The sequence below is a fragment of the Kitasatospora sp. NPDC094015 genome, from assembly GCF_040304075.1.
Classification (GTDB): Bacteria; Actinomycetota; Actinomycetes; order Streptomycetales; family Streptomycetaceae; genus Kitasatospora.
Genome location: NZ_JBEOUL010000043.1, coordinates 29,724 through 46,339, shown reverse-complemented (window position 1 = coordinate 46,339; position 16,616 = coordinate 29,724). Strand labels below are relative to the sequence as shown.

The 16,616-nt window shown below is 73.4% G+C and carries 17 protein-coding genes; 7 read left to right on the top strand and 10 right to left on the bottom strand.

Annotated elements, in window-relative coordinates; translation table 11 throughout:
• Positions 1-176: 176 nt before the first annotated feature.
• Positions 177-1,343 carry a serine hydrolase domain-containing protein gene (locus tag ABT014_RS31535; protein ID WP_350642784.1) on the bottom strand — a complete coding sequence of 389 codons (1,167 nt, stop codon included), beginning with the start codon at positions 1,341-1,343 and terminating at the stop codon, positions 177-179.
• Positions 1,344-1,811: 468 nt separating this feature from the next.
• Here ABT014_RS31535 and nhaA point away from each other — a divergent pair, with 468 nt between their 5' ends.
• From nhaA to ABT014_RS31520, 3 genes are all read left to right on the top strand, one after another.
• Complete coding sequence (nhaA, locus tag ABT014_RS31530) at positions 1,812-3,104, top strand: Na+/H+ antiporter NhaA (protein WP_350642783.1); 1,293 nt, start codon at positions 1,812-1,814, stop codon at positions 3,102-3,104.
• A gap of 175 nt (positions 3,105-3,279) precedes the next feature.
• Positions 3,280-3,753 carry a phage holin family protein gene (locus ABT014_RS31525; RefSeq protein WP_350642781.1) on the top strand — a complete coding sequence of 158 codons (474 nt, stop codon included), beginning with the start codon at positions 3,280-3,282 and terminating at the stop codon, positions 3,751-3,753.
• 121 nt (positions 3,754-3,874) lie between these two features.
• A complete protein-coding gene (locus tag ABT014_RS31520; protein WP_350642780.1) occupies positions 3,875-4,840 on the top strand; it encodes an alpha/beta fold hydrolase in 966 nt (321 codons plus the stop codon).
• A gap of 473 nt (positions 4,841-5,313) precedes the next feature.
• Here ABT014_RS31520 and ABT014_RS31515 read toward each other — a convergent pair whose 3' ends face one another.
• Together ABT014_RS31515 and ABT014_RS31510 are read right to left on the bottom strand one after the other, a co-directional pair.
• Entirely contained in the window at positions 5,314-6,012 is a 699-nt protein-coding gene (locus tag ABT014_RS31515) for a metal-dependent hydrolase (protein ID WP_350642792.1), read from the bottom strand.
• A gap of 202 nt (positions 6,013-6,214) precedes the next feature.
• Positions 6,215-7,399, bottom strand: a complete 1,185-nt coding sequence (locus tag ABT014_RS31510) for a MarP family serine protease (protein ID WP_350642778.1) — start codon at positions 7,397-7,399, stop codon at positions 6,215-6,217.
• A 164-nt stretch (positions 7,400-7,563) separates the two neighbouring features.
• On the opposite strand from ABT014_RS31510, the gene ABT014_RS34630 reads away from it, so the two are divergent.
• Positions 7,564-8,607 (top strand): DUF4389 domain-containing protein, encoded by a 1,044-nt coding sequence (locus tag ABT014_RS34630; RefSeq protein WP_502895134.1) that lies wholly within the window; start codon positions 7,564-7,566, stop codon positions 8,605-8,607.
• A gap of 25 nt (positions 8,608-8,632) precedes the next feature.
• Here ABT014_RS34630 and ABT014_RS31500 read toward each other — a convergent pair whose 3' ends face one another.
• Both ABT014_RS31500 and nth read right to left on the bottom strand, forming a co-directional pair.
• On the bottom strand, positions 8,633-9,358 hold the full coding sequence (locus ABT014_RS31500; protein WP_350642776.1) for an NUDIX hydrolase: 726 nt from the start codon (positions 9,356-9,358) through the stop codon (positions 8,633-8,635).
• Complete coding sequence (gene nth / locus ABT014_RS31495) at positions 9,355-10,242, bottom strand: endonuclease III (protein ID WP_350642775.1); 888 nt, start codon at positions 10,240-10,242, stop codon at positions 9,355-9,357. The genes ABT014_RS31500 and nth overlap by 4 nt, the downstream gene beginning before the upstream one ends.
• Positions 10,243-10,622: 380 nt before the next feature.
• On the opposite strand from nth, the gene ABT014_RS31490 reads away from it, so the two are divergent.
• A complete protein-coding gene (locus ABT014_RS31490; protein WP_033818547.1) occupies positions 10,623-11,297 on the top strand; it encodes a Crp/Fnr family transcriptional regulator in 675 nt (224 codons plus the stop codon).
• A gap of 98 nt (positions 11,298-11,395) precedes the next feature.
• Here the strand turns inward: ABT014_RS31490 and ABT014_RS31485 are convergent, their stop codons facing one another.
• From ABT014_RS31485 to sp36, 5 genes are all read right to left on the bottom strand, one after another.
• Positions 11,396-12,217, bottom strand: coding sequence for an MBL fold metallo-hydrolase (locus ABT014_RS31485; RefSeq protein WP_350642773.1), 822 nt, complete (start codon positions 12,215-12,217; stop codon positions 11,396-11,398).
• The gene (locus tag ABT014_RS31480) at positions 12,214-12,405 is read right to left on the bottom strand and encodes a hypothetical protein (RefSeq protein ID WP_350642772.1); all 192 of its coding nucleotides are present in this window, start codon (positions 12,403-12,405) and stop codon (positions 12,214-12,216) included. The genes ABT014_RS31485 and ABT014_RS31480 overlap by 4 nt, the downstream gene beginning before the upstream one ends.
• A gap of 106 nt (positions 12,406-12,511) precedes the next feature.
• Positions 12,512-13,384: an NUDIX hydrolase gene (locus ABT014_RS31475; protein ID WP_350642770.1), complete on the bottom strand. Its 873-nt coding sequence runs from the start codon at positions 13,382-13,384 to the stop codon at positions 12,512-12,514.
• A gap of 88 nt (positions 13,385-13,472) precedes the next feature.
• Positions 13,473-13,943: a RidA family protein gene (locus ABT014_RS31470; RefSeq protein ID WP_350642768.1), complete on the bottom strand. Its 471-nt coding sequence runs from the start codon at positions 13,941-13,943 to the stop codon at positions 13,473-13,475.
• Positions 13,943-14,101: a Sp36 family protein gene (sp36, locus tag ABT014_RS31465; RefSeq protein ID WP_095874066.1), complete on the bottom strand. Its 159-nt coding sequence runs from the start codon at positions 14,099-14,101 to the stop codon at positions 13,943-13,945. The genes ABT014_RS31470 and sp36 overlap by 1 nt, the downstream gene beginning before the upstream one ends.
• A 160-nt stretch (positions 14,102-14,261) precedes the next feature.
• Between sp36 and bagA the strand changes: the two genes are divergently transcribed.
• Positions 14,262-15,335: an ATPase BagA gene (bagA, locus tag ABT014_RS31460; protein ID WP_350642766.1), complete on the top strand. Its 1,074-nt coding sequence runs from the start codon at positions 14,262-14,264 to the stop codon at positions 15,333-15,335.
• Positions 15,332-16,507, top strand: coding sequence for an ATPase BagB (bagB, locus tag ABT014_RS31455; protein ID WP_350642764.1), 1,176 nt, complete (start codon positions 15,332-15,334; stop codon positions 16,505-16,507). Before bagA ends, bagB begins: the two co-directional genes overlap by 4 nt.
• The last annotated feature ends 109 nt before the right edge of the window (positions 16,508-16,616 follow it).

Sequence of the window (16,616 nt, the reverse complement as noted above, 5' to 3'; positions counted from 1 at the left end):
GCCGCGAGATCGGCGACACCACCACCCTCGCCGACACCACCGTCATGAACCTCATCCAGGCCCAACTCCCCACCACCGACAGCAAGAGCTGACCCCCACCACCACCCCGGCCGGCCCCCGCACCACCCCACGCGAGGGCCGGCCGCACCGGTGGGCACACCCACCGAGGAGCAGCCTCAGCCCGCAAACGCCTCCCCCGCGTCCACAGGTCCCACCAGCCCCAGCAGCGCCTGCTGAGCCAGCTGGGTGAACTTCCGGCGGGAGCACGGCTGGGTGTTCGCCATGACCACCAGCCCCACCTGCGCCGCCCGCCCGAAGCCGATGAAGGTGGAGCAGCCCCGGGTCGAACCTGCCTGGAAATGCAGCTCGCGTCCGTCGTGCTGCCGCTGGTTCCAGGCGAGGCAGATCCGTGTCCCGGAGCGCCTGCGAACCACTCGCGGCTCGCAGACGTCCCGCAGCGCCACCTGGAGACTGGCCGCGGCGCCGGTCCGTTCGGGGATCGGCACCACGTCGACCGCCAGGTGCGCCTGCAGGTACCGGAGCATGTCGTCCGCCGTGGAGCGCAGGGCGGCGGCGCCGGGCAGCGCCGGGATCCGGAAGGACGGCAGGCTCCGCCCGCGCCGGTAGCTGGTGATCTCCTCCGGGCCGGTGCCGCAGGAGGTGTCGATCAGCCCGAGCGGTTCGCAGATCCGGCTGGTGAGCAGGTCCTGGTAGCGCCGGCCGGCGGCGTTCGCCAGCACCAGGCCGAGCAGGCCGGTGCCCAGATGGGAGTACCGGACCTGGGCGCCGGGGGTGCCGCGGACGGGTGTCCTGGGCAGCGCGCGCAGCAGGTGGGCCGCGCTGAAGGTGGCGTACGGATCGGTGAACCAGCGGGGAGCGGCCGAGGCGGCCAGTCCGCCCGGGAGCCTCGGCAGGCCCGAGGTGTGGGTGGCGAGGTGGAGCAGGGTGATCGGCCGCTCGTGCGGGTAGCCGGGGGCCAGGCCCGCCGGGAGGTAGCGGTCGATCGGGTCCTCGTACCGGACCTCGCCGCGGGCGACCATGTCGGCCAGCAGCAGGGCGGTGAAGGTCTCGGTGACGGCTCCGAGTCCGAAGCGGGAGTCGGCGCGGACCGGGCGATCGGCCGCCCGGTCGGCGTAACCGCGGCAGGCAACGGTGCGCCGGTCCCCGCGGATCACCGCGAACGTGATCCCGCCGCTGGGCGGGACGGTGCCGAACAGCGGGCGCAGTCGCCGGAGCAGGTCCGGTTCGAGCTCGTCGCAAGGCTCGGCGGCGACGACGGCAGCAGGGTCGGCGGCCACAGCGGCGGTCACCACAGCGCCGACCACCACCGCGGATGTCGCCACGGCGGCGCGGATCGGTACGGGAAGGCAGCGGGCGGGCTGAGGTAACAGAGGCGGGGCACTCGGAGCGTCCTCGCCGCCCGACCAGCCCTCGCCTCCCGTCGGTATCGGTTCGGCTTCCTGATGTTGCATCAGATCCTCCGGGGGGACGACAAGGGCCGCCCGTCGTGGGCGGCACCTGCTGCTGACGCTAGGAAGGCCCCGCCCGTCCCGCATCCGGTCGAACCCGTTCGGGTCACCGGCCGCTCCGCACACGGAGGTTTCCGGCCAGGGCACGCCCGCCCCCGAAGTTCCAGGCCGCGCGGAGCGCCGTCGCGGATAAAATGCAACAAACCGGATATCGCAAGGGCCAGCCCGTAGACCGTTAGACTGTCAAAAACACATCAAGGTCTCTGAGGCGCGCCGGGAAGTCTGGTCGGCACTGCACCACCGGTGTACCCATCTGCCGCCCGCCCTCAGGAGGTCCCCGCCGTGGCCACGCCGCCGCCGACCGAGCGCCGCCAGTTCCTCGGTCTGCTCCCGCTCCCCGAGCGCCGGTTCATCGTCGAAACCCTGCGCACCGAAACCGCCGGCGGCGTCCTGCTGCTGCTCGCCGCGGTGGCGGCACTCATCTGGGCGAACGTGTGGCCGCACTCCTACGAGACGGTCAGCGACTTCACCATCGGCCCGTCCTCCCCGCTCCACCTCGACCTGAGCCTGGAGACCTGGGCCAACGACGGCCTGCTGAGCATCTTCTTCTTCGTCGCCGGCATCGAGCTCAAGCGGGAGTTCGTGGCCGGCGAGCTGCGCACCCCGAGCGCCGCGGCGCTGCCGGTGGTCGCGGCGGTGTGCGGGGTGGCGCTGCCGGCGATCGTCTACACGGTGGCCAACAGCGGCGCCGGCGGGCACCCGGCGGGCTGGGCCATCCCGACCGCCACCGACATCGCCTTCGCCCTGGGCGTGCTGGCCGTGGTGGGCACCCACCTGCCGGCGGCGCTGCGGGCGTTCCTGCTGACGCTGGCCGTGGTGGACGACCTGATCGCCATTCTGATCATCGCCGTCTTCTACAGCTCCGGCATCAAGTTCTGGGCGCTCGGGCTGTCACTGGCCGGCCTGGTGCTGTTCTGGTTCCTGCACCGGCGCGGGGTGCACGGCTGGTACCTCTTCGTCCCGCTGGCGCTGGTGATCTGGGGGCTGATGCACGAGAGCGGGGTGCACGCGACGGTCGCCGGTGTGGCGATGGGGTTGCTGCTGCGCTGCCACACCGAGGGGGACGAGAAGGAGTCCCCCGGCGAGCACATCGAGCACCTGGTCCGGCCGCTCTCGGCCGGGTTCGCGGTGCCGGTGTTCGCGCTGTTCGCGGCCGGAGTGGTGATCTCCGGGCCGGCCCTGCGCGAGGTGTTCACCCAGGCGGCCCCGCTCGGGATCGTACTGGGACTGCTGATCGGCAAGACGGTCGGCGTGTTCGGCGGCACCTGGCTGGCCGCGCGCTTCACCCGGGCGACCCTCAACCCGCAGCTGAAGTGGGCCGACCTGTTCGCGGTGGCGACCCTGGCCGGCATCGGGTTCACGGTGTCCCTGCTGATCAGCGAGCTGGCCTTCGACGGCGACGACGCGCTGACCGAGCGTGCCAAGGCCGCCGTGCTGGTCGGCTCGGTGCTCTGCGCGATGATCGCCACGCTGCTGCTCAAGCTGCGCAACCGGCACTACCGGCGGCTGTGGGACGAGGAGGAGCGCGACTCCGACGGCGACGGCATCCCGGACGTCTACCAGCAGGCGGACTGAGCCGACGGACCAGCACGCAGCGCCCTGACGGCTGCTCACCCGGGCCCGGCCGCTGTGCGCCAACCGAGGCCACTGTTCCCCCTGGGGCGGCCCCGGAGTGGTGCCTGACTGACCGGTAGGGGCATGATGCTGAGCTGTCGATCGAGTGAAGAAGCCACGCGAAGGAGAACCGCTGATGGCCGCAGGAACCGCAGACCCTGGCAACGTCCGGGCCCCCTACGAGGGCGAGCGTTCGGTGGGGCAGCTGTTCGCCGCGGCCACCGCCGACCTGTCCGCGCTGGTCCACGACGAGATCGCGCTCGCGAAGGCGGAGATCCGGGCAGACGTCAAGCGCGGCGTCACCGGCGGCGTCTCGCTCAGCGTGGCGGGCGTGGTGGCCCTGGCCGCCATCCCGATGCTGAGCTTCGCGGCGGCGTACGGCCTGCAGGCGCTCGGGCTGACGCTGGGCTGGTCCTTCCTGATCGTCGGCGGCGCCTACCTGGTGCTGGCGGGGCTGCTCGGGCTGCTGGCGATGCGCTCGTTCAAGAAGATCGAGAAGCCGCACCGCACCATCGAGGGCGCCCAGGCGACCGCGGACGTGCTCAAGAACGCCCGGCCGCGGCCGGCCACCAAGGAGGAGATCGACCGGGCGCTGGGCCGTATCCCGTAGCCGGGACGGTGCCTCGGCCGCCAGCGTCCGGAGCTCCGGCTCCGGGCGCCGTGGACCGCCGGCCGAGGCGTACGCGAGTGCCGGGCACGTCTGCGCCGCGCGGGTATGACAGGCTCTCGGTATGCCGCTGGACCAGAAGCCCGTTCCCACACCGCCTGTCACGCCCCGGCCCGCCGAGGCCGAGGCCGAGTGGAGCGTCCGCTCGGCCGGGCCGTGGGTGCACCGCGATCTGGCCGCCAACGGCGCCAGGTTCCACATCGCCGAGGCCGGCGAGGGCCCGCTGGTGCTGCTGGTGCACGGCTGGCCGCAGTACTGGTGGGCCTGGCGGCACCAGCTCACCGCGCTCGCCGAGGCCGGCTACCGGGCCGTGGCGGTGGACCTGCGCGGCATGGGCGGCAGCGACCGCACCCCGCGCGGCTACGACCCCGGCAACCTGGCGCTGGACATCACCGGGGTGATCCGCTCGCTCGGCGAGCGCCGTGCCCACCTGGTCGGCCACGCCACCGGCGGCACGCTGGCCTGGGTGGCCGCGGTGATGCGCCCTTCGGTGATCCGCAGCCTGACCGTGGTCTCCGCCGCGCACCCGCGCCACCTGCGCCGGGCGCTGCTGACCGACCGTCGCCAGATCGCCGCCTTCGACCACGTGCTGGGCTTCCAGCGCCCGTGGATCCCGGAGCGCCGGCTGGTCGCCGAGGACGGCGCCCTGGTCGCCGAGTACCTGAACGCCTGGACCGGCCCCAACCTGCCGGACCGCGAGGCCCTGACGGCCTACCGGAAGGCGATCCAGATCCCCAGCACCGCGCACTGCTCGATCGAGCCGTACCGCTGGCTGATGCGCTCGATGGCCCGCCCGGACGGCATCCAGTTCGCCCGCCGGATGAAGAAGCCGATCAGCGCGCCGACCCTGCACGTCCAAGGCGCCGCCGACCCGGTGCTGCTGGCGCAGACCGCGCTCGGGGCCGGCGAGTACGTCGAGGCGCCGTACCGCTGGCGGCTGATGCCCGGGGTCGGGCACTTCCCGCACGAGGAGGCACCGGAGGAGTTCTCGGCCGAACTGGTCAACTGGGTGGGCGAGCACAAGGACTGACGTCGCCTCGGGCCGGACGGCTGCGAAGGGCCACGGACGCCCTTCTCCGGGACCTGAGGCAGGTTCATATGACAATCGCACATGACAGATGGACAGTCGGGACGGTTACTCCGCTCGGCTCACGGGCATCCATCCAGGTATGACCTGGATGCCCGAAAGTGAGCGCCCCGCGCGCCGACACCGGCCCGGCAGCGGCTCGCAGCCCCAGTCCGACCGGTCCCAGCGTCCCGAGCGGGAGCACGGGGCCGAGTGGCCGTACGCAGGCGCCGGCCGCCAGCAGCTGGCGGGGGCAGGCCCGGGGGCGCGCCGGATGGGCATCCCGCGCATCCTGGGCCGCCGTGCGCGGTGGGTCGGGGCGCGACTGAGGCGCGAGCCCTGAGGGCCCGGGCGCGAGCCGTCGCGCCCGCGCCCCCGAAGCCGAACCCGTCCACCCGGCGCGGGCCGCTCGGCACGGCCCGCCCGGCGCGGTCGGCTCAGCCGAGCACGGTCGGCGACACCGCGGTGAACCAGAGCAGCACGAAGGTGGCGACCGTCATCACCGGGACCAAGAACTTGGTCTCCACGTCGTTGCCGCTGCGCTTGATCAGCACCAGTTCGTAGCGCTCCTTGTGCGGCCACAGCAGCGGCGCGCCCTTCTTGGTGAGGCAGTCCCCCAGCAGGTGCGCCAACGTGCCCAGGGCCACCGCGTACGGGAGCCAGCCGGGTGCGTTCGGCATCCACTTGTTCATGCCGGCCGTGCCGAGCGCGGCCATGCCCATGATGGTGATCCACGCCGTCGGGCCGTCACCGGGTGGGTGCAGCCGCAGCGCGCGGATCGCCATGGCCAGCAGGAAGAAGGTCAGCCCGAGGGTGAAGTTCCGCCCGAGGTAGCTGATCCCGGCCCAACTGCCCGCGCCCATCAGCGCGACGAACAGCAGTGAGTGGGTGGCGTGCCGGTGCCCGCCCGAGATCCACGCGACCAGCCGGCAGAGCAGCTTGGAGATCGGCCCGAGGAAGTTGGCGATGGTGCCGTCGTGGTGGTCCAGGTCGGGCAGCAGCGCCGCGCCCGCGCACAGCACCGTGCCCATCAGGATGTCGGCCGGCTGCAGGTGGGTACCGAGCAGCAGCGGCGGCAGGAACGGCGCCGAGCCAGCGTACAGCATCGCGCCACTGATCGCGTGCGAGTGACCCATCATGACGTCTCGCTGACCTCCTGTCGGACCCCGGCGCCGCCCCCGCTCCCCCGGCCGCCGAGCCGGACGGTCGAGCCGAACGGCCGAGCCGGGCGCTGCGCCGAACGAGTGAGCGTGGGCCGACGCTACCAGGGCGGCCGGACGCCCCGCGCGGGCCACGACGGAACGGATGACGACGAGCCCGCGCCCGCCCGAACGGGGGTCAGAGCGCGCAGCCCTCGGTGTCCACCCTGGCGGTCGCGGTGGCGCCCTGGACGGCGTCCTCCCGCACCTCGGCGGCGGTGAGCACGTACCCGGTGTCCGAGCTGTCCAGCGACTTGGCGAACACCACCCCGTAGACCTCGCCGTCGGGGGTGAGCAGCGGGCCGCCGCTGTTGCCCTGGCGGACCAGCGAGCGCACCGAGTAGACGTCGCGGACCACTTGGCCGCGGTGGTAGATGTCCGGCCCGTTCGCCTGGATCCGGCCGCGGATACGGGCCGGCTGGACGTTGAAGGCGCCGTTCTCCGGGAAGCCGGCGACGATCGCGCTGTCGTTGGTCCTGGCCTCGCCGGCGAAGTTCAGCGCCGGGGCGTTCAGCTTGGGGACGTCCAGGACGGCGATGTCGCGCTGCCAGTCGTAGCGGACCACCGTCGCGTCGTACAGCTGGCCGGTGCCGCCGATCTGGACCGTGGGCTCCCCGACGCCGCCCACCACGTGGGCGTTGGTCATCACCCGGTGCGGGGCGAAGACGAAGCCGCTGCCCTCCAGCGTCTTGCCGCAGGAGGTGGCCGTGCCGACCACCTTGACCAGGCTCTGCCGGGCCCGCTGCACGGCCGCGCTGCCGGCCAGCGCCGGGTCCGGCGCCTCCACCTCGGTGATCGGCTCGTGCTCGAAGGGGTTGAACACCTGAGGGAAGCCGCTGCGCGCCAACTCCTTGCTGAAGTCGGAGAACCAGTTCGGGGCGTCGTCCGGCAGCACGTCCTGGACCCCGCCGAGCACCGCCGAGGTGCGGACCTGCTTGGAGACGGTCGGCAGCGAGGTGCCCGCCAGTGCGGAGCCGATCAGCCAGGCGACCAGCAGCATCGAGATCACGTTGACCACCGAGCCGCCGATCGCGTCCAGCGTCCTGGCCCGGCGGCGGCCGATGTGCCCGCGCAGCTTCCAGCCGAAGTGCGTGGTCACGGCCTGGCCGATCGCCGCCAGCACGATGACCACCACCACCGCCACCACCGAGGCGGTGGTGCCCGGCCCGATGTGCCGCAGCAGCAGCGGCAGCAGCTGCACCGCGATCAGGCCGCCGCCGAGGAAGCCGAGGACGGAGAGCACGCCGACCACGAAACCCTGCCGATAACCGGAGACGGCAAAGCCCACCGCGGCGGCGATCAGCAGCAGATCCAGGACGTTCACCCGGATACCCTCCCATGTCCTCGGCGCGCGGCGGGCACAGTCAGGCCCGGTAGCCCGGTCGGGCCACTCGGCGGGCAGGGAGCGCACCGCCCTGGGAACGTCTGAGCAGAGATCCGTCAGGACCGGACACCGAGCCGACAGGACCCGGAACCAGGGAGGCAGGAATGTGGGATGCCAGTACCACCGCGGTGGAGGCCGAGTGGCTGCCCCCGCTGGACATCCCCGAGCCCGGCCCGCAGAACCGGTTCACCGTGTTCCTGCGGGCGCTCCTGGTCATCCCGCAGGCGATCGTGCTCTGGCTGCTCAGCATTGCCGCCTTCGTCGTCGCGGTGATCGGCTGGTTCGGTGCGCTCGCGCTCGGTCGGCTACCCGACTTCGCGTTCCGCTACCTCTCGGCGTACGTGGCGTACGACACCCGGGTCGAGGGCTACCTGATGCTGCTGGTCGACCGGTACCCGCCGTTCCAGCTCCGGCCGGCCGACTACCCGATCCGGATCGAGCTGCGGCCCGGCCCGCTCAACCGGCTGGCGGTGTTCTTCCGGCTGGTGCTCGCGATCCCGGCCGCGATCATCCAGAACGTGCTGGTCACCGGATGGTGGGTGATCGCCTTCTTCAGCTGGCTGGTGGTGCTGGTGCTGGGGCGGATGCCGCGGCCGCTGTTCGAGGCGACCGCGGCGGTGCTGCGGTACCGGATGCGGTTCGGCGCGTACCTGCTGATGCTGACCCCGGCCTACCCGAAGCGGGTGTTCGGCGACGAGGCGCCGCTGGTCGAGCCGCCGCTGCCGGCGGGAGCGGGCTGGCCGGGCGCGACGGGCCGGCCGGCACCGGGCCAGCCCGGAGCACCCGGAACGCCCGGAGCGCCTGGGGTACAGGGGACGCCGGAGTTGCCCGGCGCACCGGTGACCGGGGCGACCGCCTCCTCCGCGGGCGCGGCCGCAGGTGCCGGGGGCGCGGCCGGCGGCGGACCTGTCTGGGGCACGCCCCCGGCGCCCGGGCCGAAGACCGTCGGCGCACTCGGGTCGGCGACCCGGCCGCTCGTCCTCAGCGGCGGTGCCAAGGCGCTGATGGTGCTGTTCATCGTGGCCGGGGTGGCCTCGTCCATCGCCAGCTCGGTCAACCGCGACTACGACGACACCGACCACGAGGCGGCCGTCTCGGTGGTCCGCCAGCTGCCGGACACGCTGTACGCACTGACCGGCGACCGCTAGGCCCTCTCTTCCGGATCCTGGCGGATCAGACGGCGGGACCGCTGCCCGGCCCGGTCGCCTCCGCGCGGCTGCGGACGGCCGGCCCGAACGCCTCGTCCGAGAGCGCGACGGTGCGGGCGGTGTCCCAGGGCCGGGCCAGGCCGCTGTAGTGCAGGACCCGGTCGATCACGCCCGCCGTGAAGCCCCAGACCAGCCTGCCGGCCACCTCGAAGGCGGGCCCGGTGAAGCCGGACGGGTGCTTCAGCCGCGCCCGGTTGGCCGGGTCGGTGAGGTCGGTCAGCGGCACCCGGAAGACGGCGCCGGTCTCCGCCAGGTCCACCGGCGCCACCGGGGTCTCCCGCCGCCACCAGCCGAGCACCGGGGTCACCACGAAGTCGCTCACCGGGATGTACAGCGCGGGCAGGGTCGCGAAGACCTGCACCCCCGAGGGGTCGAGCCCGGTCTCTTCGGCCGCCTCCCGCAGGGCCGCCGCCACCGGACCAGGACCGGCCGGGTCGCCGTCCTCGGGGTCGAGCGCACCGCCCGGGAAGGAGGGCTGGCCGGCGTGCGAGCGCAGCGAGCGGGCCCGTTCGATCAGCAGCAGGTCGGGGCCGAGCGGCCCCTCGCCGAAGAGCATCAGCACGGCCGAGGGGCGGCCGCCCTCGGGCGGCGGCAGGAAGCGGCTCAGCTGCTCGGGGCGTACCGACTCGGCCGCCTGCCGGACCGGCAGCAGCCAGCCGGGCAGGCCCTCGCGCTCGACCAGCACCGTCATGCCGCCCCCTCCGCCGTCTCCGTGGCCTGGTCCGGCGTCGCGGCACCGGGGCCGGGCGCGGTGGCCCGGGCGGCCGCCTCCCCCGGGTAGTCGGCCGGCGGCCGCAGCCGCTGGCCGGGCTGGCCGCCGAGCTCGTACTTGAGCAGCTTGCGGGCCTTCTCCGGATCGGTCTCCCCCTCCCCGTACGCGGGGCAGAGCGGCGCGATCGGGCAGGCCCCGCAGGCGGGCTTGCGGGAGTGGCAGACCCGGCGGCCGTGGAAGACCACCCGGTGCGAGAGCATCGTCCACTCCGACTTCGGGAAGATCTCGGCCACCGCCGCCTCGACCTTCTCCGGGTCCTCCTCGGTGGTCCAGCCGAACCGGCGGGCCAGCCGCCCGAAGTGGGTGTCCACGGTGATCCCCGGCACGCCGAAGGCGTTGCCCAGCACCACGTTGGCGGTCTTGCGGCCGACGCCCGGCAGCGTCACCAGGTCCTCCAGCCGGCCGGGCACCTCGCCGTCGTACCTGTCCCGCAGCGCCGTCGACAGGCCGATCAGCGATCGCGCCTTGGCCCGGAAGAACCCGGTCGGCCGGATGATCTCCTCCAGCCGCTCCGGCTCGGCCGCCGCCATGTCGTCCGGCGTCGGATAGGCCGCGAACAGCGCCGGCGTCGTCTGGTTCACCCGCAGGTCCGTGGTCTGCGCCGACAGCACCGTGGCCACCAGCAGCTCGAACGGCGACTCGAAGTCCAGCTCCGGGTGCGCGTACGGGTACAGCTCCGCCAGCTCCCGGTTGATCTTCCGGGCCCGCCGCACCATCGCCAGGTGCGACTCCGGCTTCCTCGGCTTCACGGCCGCCTTCTTGGCGGCCGGCGCCGCCGCCTTCCGGACCTTGCTCTCTGCCATGCACGAAGGCTACGCCGGATCACCATTCCCGAGGCCGGTTTCCCGGGGCGGATCCGCCCGGCCGGCCACCCGCCATGACGCCAGGTCACCTCGCTACGGCGGCCCCCGGCCGGAGCGTGACCGGCTCACGGCCGGACCCGAGCCGTCGCTCTGCGTGATGGGCTCCACGGGAACACAGATCCTCGGAAATCGAACGGCAGTGGCGGATCCCTTGATTCCAGGGGCTCGGACCAGGCGTCGGGCGGCCGCAGGACCGGGCGGATGGGTACAAATGGACCCGTACGGTGTCCAGCAGGTCACCCCCTCCTCATATGATCGGAGTGACATGCGTCATCCTTGGTGGTGAGTAGCACTGCCCAGACACCAGCAGGAGGAAGCTCGTGGACGACGTTCTGCGGCGCGCCGCGCTCTTCGCGGCTCTCGACGACGACCAGGCTGCCGAGCTGCGGGCTTCCATGACCGAGGTGACCCTCGCCCGCGGTGAGTCGCTGTTCCACGAGGGCGACCCGGGTGACCGGCTCTACGTCGTGGTCGAGGGCAAGGTGAAGCTGCACCGCGCGTCGCCCGACGGCCGCGAGAACATGCTGGCCGTGCTCGGCCCCAGCGAGATGATCGGCGAGCTGTCGCTGTTCGACCCGGGCCCGCGCACCGCCACCGCCACCGCGCTGACCGAGGTCAAGCTCCTCGGCCTCGGCCACGGCGACCTGCTGCCGCTGCTGCACGCCCGCCCCGAGGTGTCGATCGCGCTGCTGCGGGCCATCGCCCGCCGGCTGCGCCGCACCAACGACGTGATGTCCGACCTGGTCTTCTCGGACGTCCCCGGCCGGGTGGCCAAGGCCCTGCTCGACCTCTCCCGCCGCTTCGGCGTCCCGTCCGACGAGGGCATCCACGTCGCGCACGACCTCACCCAGGAGGAGCTGGCCCAGCTGGTCGGCGCCTCCCGCGAGACGGTCAACAAGGCGCTGGCCGACTTCGCCGGCCGCGGCTGGCTGAAGCTGGAGGCCCGCGCGGTGGTCCTGATGGACGTCGAGCGGCTGTCGCGCCGCTCGCGCTGACCCGCTCCGCCACTACGGCGGACCGAAGGGCCCGTGGGAGGTCTCCCACGGGCCCTTCGGCGTCCCGGCACCCCGCCGGGAGGGAGCAGCGACGCGGCTCAGATCAGCCCGCGGTCCTCCAGGTAGCTCAGCTGGGCCTGCACCGACAGCTCGGCGGCCGGCCAGAGCGCCGGGTCGACATCCGCGTACACCCGGGCCACCACCTCGGCGGCGGTCCGGCAGCCGGCCTCCACCGCCGTCTCGACCTGGGCCAGCCTGTTGGCGCGGTGCGCCAGGTAGTAGTCCACGGCCCCGAGCGCGTCGGCCAGCACCGGCCCGTGGCCGGGCAGCACGGTGCGCACCCCGTGCTCGGCGGCCATGGTGTGCAGGTGGCGCAGCGAGTCGAGGTAGTCGCCGAGGCGGCCGTCGGGGTGGGCGACCATCGTGGTGCCCCGGCCCAGCACGGTGTCGCCGGTCAGGATGGCGCCGTCGGCGGGCAGGTGGAAGGTGAGCGAGTCCGAGGTGTGACCGGGGGTGCCGACCACCCGGATCTCCAGGCCGCCGACCTCGATCACCTGCCCCGGAAGCAGCCCCTCGTCGCCGAGCCGGTGCGCCGGGTCCAGGGCCAGCACCCGGCTGCCGGTGAGTTCGGCGAAGCGGGCGGCGCCCTCGGCGTGGTCGTGGTGACCATGCGTCAGCAGGGTCAGCCCGATCCGCCGGCCGTGCCGTTCGGCGGTCTCGACGACGCGCCGCAGGTGCCCCTCGTCCAGCGGACCGGGGTCGACGACCACGGCGAGGTCCGAGTCGGGCTCGGCCAGCAGCCAGGTGTTGGTGCCGTCCAGCGTCATAGGGGAGGGGTTGGGCGCCAGCACGCAGTGCGCCCGCGGGGTGGCCCCGCCGCCGACGGCGGCGGCGGGGTCGCCCGGGAGGAGACCGCTCACTGGCTTCCCTCGGTGGTGGCGCGCTCCAGATCGGCGCTGCGGCGGTACAGGCTGCGGGCCGGCAGCGGCCGGGTCAGCTTCCGGGGCGCGTACACGTCGGGCACGGAGGTGCCGGACTTGCTGCGGGGCGTCAGGCTACGGGCGGGCAGATCGTGCGCCGTCCGGCGAGCCACGTCGTTGTGGGTCATCGGCCGAGTTCCTTCCATGGTCGAGCCGGCCCGGCACCGCTGTGCCGAGTCCCTTCCCTACGTCCCGGCACCGCTATGCCGGGCCCCTCCAGTCGTCCCGGCACCGCTATGCCGGGAAGTCACCCTCGATGGTCAGCTCTTCATACCCAGACCATCGCACTGTCATACGATCACCGGCCACCTCGGCCGTGCCCAGTACCGGGCTGATCGTCCGGTGTTCCGCCGCCGCCAGCGCCTCGGCCGCCGTACGGGCCGTCAGCAGCTCGCGCAGGACGGTGACGGTCGGCGGCAGCATGCCGAAGCGGCCGGCCTGGTAGCCCTCGACCGCCTCGGCGGGCGACAGCCAGGCGACCCGGTCGGCCTCGCCGACCTGGACCGCCGCGTCCTGACCAGCGGGCAGCGCGGCCACGAAGAACCAGGTGTCGAAGCGGCGCTCCTCGAAGGCCGGGGTGGTCCAGCGCGCCCAGGCCGCCAGCAGGTCGCTGCGCACCACCAGCCCGTGCCGGGCCAGGAACTCCGCGAACGAGAACTCGTGCGCCTCCAGGGCGGCCCGGTCGGCGGTCCAGTCCCGGGGCTCGGCCATGCTCGCGGCGTCCGGGCCGGCCAGCAGGACGCCGGCCTCCTCGAAGGTCTCCCGCACGGCCGCGCAGACCACGGCCTGGGCCGCGTGCTCGTCCACCCCCAGCCGCTTCGCCCACTCGGCGGGCGTGGGGCCGGCCCAGCCGATCTCGGCCTCGGCGTCCCGGGGGTCGACGCCGCCGCCCGGGTAGGCGTACATCCCGCCCGCGAAGGCCATCGAGGTGCGGCGGCGCAGCAGGTACGCCTGCGGCCCGGCGCCCTCGTCAAGGTGCCCGTCGCGCAGCAGCACCACCGTGGCGGACGGCTTCGGCTCGACCGGTGCCAGTTCGCCGGCCGCGAGCGCGCGGATCCGGGCCGGCCACGAGGGCGGCATGGGCAGCGGCCTTGCACGATGATCCATGCCCGGATGGTAAACGCGTGGGGCCGGGGTTGGACAGACCCGACCCCGGCCCCACGCGGAAGATGGTCGACGGACCACCGGCGGACGGTCAGCCGGCGGCGCGGACCCGGACCTGGAACTCGATCTCGACCGGGGCGTCCAGCGGCAGCACCGCGACGCCGACCGCGCTGCGGGCGTGGATGCCGGCCGCGCCGAGCACCTCGCCGAGCAGCTCGCTGGCGCCGTTGATCACGCCGGGCTGGCCGGTGAAGTCGGGGGCGGAGGCCACGAAGCCGACCACCTTGACGACCTGCTCGATCCGGTCCAGGTCGCCGATCACGGACTTCACCGCGGCCAGGCCGTTGAGCGCGCAGATCTGCGCGAGCTGCTTGGCCTCCTCGGCGGTGACCTCCGCGCCCACCTTGCCGGTGATCTGGAGCTTGCCCGCCACCATCGGCAGCTGGCCGGCGGTCAGCACGTGGTCGCCGGACTGCACCGCGGGGACGTAGGCCGCGACCGGGGCGGCGACCGCGGGCAGGGTGAGCCCGAGCTCGGCGAGCTTCTCCTCGACCTTGCTCATCAGCTCTTCTCCCGCTTCAGGTAGGCGACCAGCTGCTCGGGGTTGTTCGGCCCGGGCACGACCTGGACGAGCTCCCAGCCGTCCTCGCCCCAGGTGTCCAGAATCTGCTTGGTGGCGTGCACGAGAAGCGGCACGGTGACGTATTCCCACTTGGTCATGGCGCTGACTCTAGCCTCCGGGCCGGGTGTGAGGTGGGACACACCGGGGCCATCAATCCGGGTACCCGTCGGGATGCTCCCGCCATCGACGGCGCTCGCTGGTTACGCTCACGGGGAGGGCACCAGCCGGTGCCGGTCGACGGACGGACGGAGACGGAGCGTGGCGAGCACCCCCGGCCCCGAGGAGCGCGGCCCGGACTGGGAGGGCGTGCGCCTGCATGTCGTCAGTGGCAAGGGCGGCACCGGGAAGACCACGCTGGCCGCGGCGCTCGCCCTGGCCCTGGCCGCCGAGGGCGGCCGGACGCTGCTGATCGAGGTGGAGGGCCGGCAGGGCATCGCCGAGCTGTTCGGCATCTCCGCGCTGCCGTACGAGGAGCGCAAGGTCGCCACCGTCAGCCGCGCCAGGCTCGGCCTGCCCGCCGCCGAGGGCGCCCGACCCGGCGAACTGTTCGCGCTGGCGATCGACACCGAGCAGGCGCTGCTGGAGTACCTGGAGATGTTCTACAAGCTCGGCCGGGCCGGCAAGGCCCTGCAGAAGGTCGGCTTCGTGGACTTCGCCACCACCGTCGCGCCGGGCGTGCGGGACGTCCTGCTCACCGGCAAGGCGTGCGAGGCCGCCCGCCGCAAGGGCGCGGACGGCCGCCGGGCGTACGACGCGATCGTCATGGACGCGCCGCCGACCGGCCGGATCACCCGGTTCCTGAACGTCAACTCGGAGGTGGCCGGGCTGGCCCGGTTCGGTCCGATACACAATCAGGCCCAGGCGGTGATGCGGGTGTTGAAGTCGCCGGAGACGGCGGTGCACTTCGTCACGCTGCTGGAGGAGATGCCGGTGCAGGAGACGGTGGACGGGATCGGCGAACTGCGCGAGGCACAGCTGCCGCTCGGCGGCGTGCTGGTGAACATGGTCCGCCCGCCGCTGCTGGACGCCGCCGCCGTCGAGGCGGTGCACGGCGACCACCGCGAGGAGGTCGCCCACGCGCTCGGCGAGGCTGGCCTCGGTGGCCGCTCCCGCAAGCCGGAGACCATCCGGGCCGCCGTCGAGCCGCTCATCGACCCGCTGCTGGACCAGGCCAGGGAGCACGCCGAGCGGGTCGCCCTGGAGCACGACCAGCGGGCCGACCTGCAGCAGCTGAAGCTGCCGACGTACGAGCTGCCGCTGCTCGGCGAAGGCGTGGACCTCGGCGGGCTGTACCGGCTCGCGGGCGAACTCAAGCGGCAGGGGGCGGCATGACGACCCGGTTGGAGATCGACGCGCTGATCGACGACCCGGCGACCCGGATCGTGGTCTGCTGCGGCTCGGGCGGCGTCGGCAAGACCACCACCGCCGCGGCGATCGGCCTGCGCGCCGCCGAGCGCGGCCGCAAGGCCGTGGTGCTGACCATCGACCCGGCCCGGCGGCTGGCCCAGTCGATGGGTCTGACCGAGCTGGACAACACCCCGCGGGTGGTCAAGGGCGTCGAGGGCGGCGGCGAGCTGCAGGCCATGATGCTCGACATGAAGCGGACCTTCGACGAGGTCGTGCTGGCCCACGCCGATCCCGAGCGGGCCAAGGCGATCCTGGAGAACCCGTTCTACCAGTCGCTGTCGGCCGGTTTCGCCGGCACCCAGGAGTACATGGCGATGGAGAAGCTCGGCCAGCTGCGCGCGGCCGAGCGCTGGGACCTGATCGTGGTGGACACCCCGCCGTCCCGCTCGGCGCTGGACTTCCTGGACGCCCCCGGCCGGCTCGGCTCGTTCCTGGACGGCCGGGTGATCCGGCTGCTCACCGCCCCGGCCAAGGTCGGCGGGCGGAGCGCGATGAAATTCCTCAACGTCGGCATGGGCCTGCTGACCGGCACCCTCGGCAAGATCTTCGGTGCCCAGCTGCTGACCGACATCCAGACCTTCGTCAGCGCGATGGACTCCATGTTCGGCGGCTTCCGCGAGCGCGCCGACCGGACGTACCAGCTGCTCAAGGCGCCGGGCACCGCGTTCCTGGTGGTCGCCGCGCCGGAGCGGGACGCGCTGCGCGAGGCGGCGTACTTCGTCGACCGGCTGGCCGCGGACGAGATGCCGCTGGCCGGGCTGGTGCTCAACCGGGTGCACTCCACCGGGGCGTCCCAGCTCACCGCGGAACGGGCACTGGCCGCTGCCGAAGCACTGGAGGAGAACGGTTCGCAGGCCGCCACCGTGCACGCCGAGACGCTGGCCGCGGGCCTGCTGCGGCTGCACGCGGAGCGGATGCAGATCATGAACCGGGAGCGGCGCACCCGGGACCGCTTCGTCTCGGTCTACCCGGACGTGCCGATCGTCGAGGTGCCGGCCCTGGCGGGCGACGTGCACGACCTCGCCGGGCTGCGCACCGTCGGCGAACGCCTCGGTGCGCCGGAGCCTGCGGCACAACGGTCGAACCGGACCGGCTGAGCCGGGACCGGTAACGGTCGCGGATGAGCGGCTCGGGCAGCAGACCCCCTCTGGTGCACCGGGCGGGACACGGGCGCCGGCCTCGCCGACATCCTTCCGTACCGCCCCC

Excerpts from the sequence above, each read along its gene's own strand:
- ABT014_RS31480 (WP_350642772.1), bottom strand. The coding sequence starts at position 12,405 with ATGACCCACAACGACGTGGCTCGCCGGACGGCGCACGATCTGCCCGCC.
- nth (WP_350642775.1), bottom strand. The coding sequence starts at position 10,242 with ATGGCAGAGAGCAAGGTCCGGAAGGCGGCGGCGCCGGCCGCCAAGAAG.
- ABT014_RS31515 (WP_350642792.1), bottom strand. The coding sequence starts at position 6,012 with ATGGGTCACTCGCACGCGATCAGTGGCGCGATGCTGTACGCTGGCTCG.
- sp36 (WP_095874066.1), bottom strand. The coding sequence starts at position 14,101 with ATGACCAAGTGGGAATACGTCACCGTGCCGCTTCTCGTGCACGCCACC.
- ABT014_RS34630 (WP_502895134.1), top strand. The coding sequence starts at position 7,564 with ATGTGGGATGCCAGTACCACCGCGGTGGAGGCCGAGTGGCTGCCCCCG.
- ABT014_RS31500 (WP_350642776.1), bottom strand. The coding sequence starts at position 9,358 with ATGACGGTGCTGGTCGAGCGCGAGGGCCTGCCCGGCTGGCTGCTGCCG.
- ABT014_RS31475 (WP_350642770.1), bottom strand. The coding sequence starts at position 13,384 with ATGGATCATCGTGCAAGGCCGCTGCCCATGCCGCCCTCGTGGCCGGCC.
- bagB (WP_350642764.1), top strand. The coding sequence starts at position 15,332 with ATGACGACCCGGTTGGAGATCGACGCGCTGATCGACGACCCGGCGACC.
- ABT014_RS31520 (WP_350642780.1), top strand. The coding sequence starts at position 3,875 with ATGCCGCTGGACCAGAAGCCCGTTCCCACACCGCCTGTCACGCCCCGG.
- ABT014_RS31470 (WP_350642768.1), bottom strand. The coding sequence starts at position 13,943 with ATGAGCAAGGTCGAGGAGAAGCTCGCCGAGCTCGGGCTCACCCTGCCC.
- ABT014_RS31525 (WP_350642781.1), top strand. The coding sequence starts at position 3,280 with ATGGCCGCAGGAACCGCAGACCCTGGCAACGTCCGGGCCCCCTACGAG.